The 2,542-nt window shown below is 71.6% G+C and carries 3 protein-coding genes and 1 riboswitch; all 3 genes read left to right on the top strand.

Annotation, left to right across the window (positions count from 1 at the left end; translation table 11 throughout):
* Positions 1 to 816: ABC transporter ATP-binding protein (locus tag VFO68_RS12825; protein ID WP_325158469.1), on the top strand; the 816-nt coding region annotated here is incomplete at its 5' end.
* Positions 813 to 1,691, top strand: coding sequence for an ABC transporter permease subunit (locus VFO68_RS12820; RefSeq protein ID WP_325158468.1), 879 nt, complete (start codon positions 813 to 815; stop codon positions 1,689 to 1,691). The genes VFO68_RS12825 and VFO68_RS12820, both read left to right, overlap by 4 nt.
* A 95-nt stretch (positions 1,692 to 1,786) precedes the next feature.
* Positions 1,787 to 1,923: riboswitch (SAM riboswitch) on the top strand.
* Positions 1,924 to 1,934: 11 nt separating this feature from the next.
* On the top strand, positions 1,935 to 2,542 hold a 608-nt coding region (locus VFO68_RS12815; RefSeq protein WP_325158467.1), incomplete at its 3' end, for a threonine synthase.

Here is a 2,542-nt window from a genome sequence, read left to right as displayed (position 1 = left end):
CTGCTCGGGCCGAACGGCGCCGGCAAGACCACGACGCTGCGGGTGCTCGTCGGGCTGACCCGACCCAGCGGCGGCGACGTGCTGATCTTCGGACACCGGGTGACGCCCGGCGCGCCGGTGCTGTCCCGGCTCGGCGCGCTGATCGAGGGACCGGGCTTCCTGCCACACCTGAGCGGGCTGGAGAACCTGCGCTCGTACTGGCGGGCCACCGGGCGCCCGCCGGAGCAGGCGCGGTTCTCCGAGGCGCTGGAGATCGCCGGCCTGGGCGACTCGATCCACCGCAAGACGCGCACGTACAGCCACGGCATGCGGCAGCGGCTGGCCATCGCGCAGGCGATGCTCGGCCTGCCCGAAGTGCTGGTGCTGGACGAGCCCACCGACGGGCTCGACCCGCCGCAGATCGTCGAGATGCGGCGGGTGCTCAAGCGGTACGCCACCGACGGGCGGGCGGTGCTGGTCTCCAGCCACCTGCTCGCCGAGGTGGAGCAGACCTGCACCCACGTGGTCGTGGTGCACAAGGGGGAGATCGTGGCCAGCGGGCCGGTGGACGAGATCGTCGGCGACTCGCCGACCGTACAGCTGGACGTCTCCGACGTGGCCGCGGCACGGGCGGTGCTGGACCGGCTGGGCGGCGTGCGGACCGTGAGCGCCGACGCCGGCCTGGTCATCGACGTCAACGGCACCCCGCGCAGCGAGGTGGTGGCCGAGCTGGTGCGCGCCGGCGTCGGGGTGGACCGGGTGGTGCCGCGGCGGCGGCTGGAGGACGCGTTCCTGGCCCTGGTCGGGGACAACTCGCGGGGGAGTGGTGACCGATGAGCGCGCCGGCGGTCGTCCGCGCGGACGGTGGGGCCGACGGCTACCGGAGCGGCGCGACGCTGTCGTTCTGGTCGGAGTGGCGCCGGCAGGCCTCGCGCCGGCGGACCCAGCTCGCCCTGGGCTTCATGGTCCTGCTGCCGCTGATCGTGCTGGCGGCGTTCCAGTTCGGCGGTGACGGAGACGACGACAACGGCGGCGGCGAGTTCTCCAGCCTGATCGAGCTGGCCACGTCCGGCGGGCTGAACTTCACCCTGTTCACGATCTTCGTCTCGGCGTCCTTCCTGCTGGTCGTCGTCGTGGCTCTGTTCTGCGGCGACACGGTGGCCAGCGAGGCGAGCTGGGGCAGCCTGCGCTACCTGCTGGCGGCGCCGGTGCCGCGGGCCCGGCTGCTCGCGGTGAAGCTGCTCGTCGCGCTCGCGTACTCGCTGCTGGCCCTCCTCATGCTGGCCGGCACCGCGTTGCTGATCGGCACGCTGCGGTACGGCTGGAGCCCGCTGAGCAGCACGGTGGCGGCCCAGATCCCGGCCGGCGAAGGGCTGCTGCGGCTGCTGGGCGTGCTGGCGTACCTGGCCGTCGGCCTGCTGGTGGTCGCCGGCCTGGCGTTCCTGCTGTCGGTGGCCACCGACGCGCCGCTGGGCGCGGTCGGCGGCGCGGTGCTGCTGGTGATCCTGTCGAGCATCCTCGATCAGATCACCGCGCTCGGCGGGCTGCGGAACCTGCTGCCGACCCACTACAACGACGCGTGGCTGGGCCTGCTGTCGACGCCGGTGCAGAGCGACGCCATGGTCAAGGGCGCGATCTCCGCGGTCTGCTACGCAGGCGTTTTCTGGGCCCTTGCATGGTGGCGGTTCCTTCGTAAAGACGTCGTCTCATAGGCGATCGGTGAGGTTCCTCACGGATCATGGGTTGGGAGTCGACGGGCCGTTTTAACGCGGACGGCCGTACACTGGCCGGAACAACTGAATAGGAACGCTCATCCAGAGGGGTTGAGGGACACGGCCCGATGACACCCCGGCAACCACCGTGCGGACTTCAGAGACGAGGCCGCGCCGGCTGGTGCCAATTCCGTCCTAGATCGCAGATCGCGACGACTAGGAAAGATGAGAGGAAGGCCTCGCATGACGTTGACCGTCGACGACACCACCGCTCCGGGCCCCGCCTCGGCAAGCCCGGCCCGCCACCTCGTCTGTCGCGGTTGTGGTGCGCAGTTTCCGCTGGCTCCCCAGCACGCCTGTTTCGACTGCTTCGGCCCGCTCGAGGTGGGTTACGACGAGGCGGCGCTGAGGCGGGTCACCCGCGCGCAGATCGAGGCCGGCCCGCTCAACCTCTGGCGCTACGCGCCGCTGCTGCCCGTGGGGCAGGACCCGGCCGCCCGGGTCACCCTCGACACCGGGAACACCCCGCTGGTACGCGCCGACGCGCTGGCCGCCGAGCTGGGCATGACCGCGACGCTGTGGGTGAAGGACGAGTCCGCCAACCCGACCCACTCCTTCAAGGACCGGGTCGTGTCGACGGCGCTGACCGCCGCGGTCGGCTTCGGCTTCACCCGGTTCGCCTGCGCCTCCACCGGCAACCTGGCGAACTCCGTCGCCGCGCACGCGGCCCGGGTCGGCGCGCGGTCGATCGTGTTCATCCCGTCGGACCTGGAGGCCAGCAAGGTGGTCACCAGCGCCGTCTACGGCGGCGACATCGTGGCCATCGACGGCTCCTACGACGACGTCAACCG

The sequence above is a fragment of the Actinophytocola sp. genome (assembly GCF_035712165.1).
Lineage (GTDB): Bacteria > Actinomycetota > Actinomycetes > Mycobacteriales > Pseudonocardiaceae > DASYTH01.
The sequence above is the reverse complement of the archived record's forward strand: the minus strand, read 5'-3'. Positions and strand labels throughout refer to the sequence as shown.

What these genes read in the sequence shown, in the direction of transcription:
- VFO68_RS12820 (WP_325158468.1), top strand. Translation starts at nt 813, where the DNA reads ATGAGCGCGCCGGCGGTCGTCCGCGCGGACGGTGGGGCCGACGGCTAC.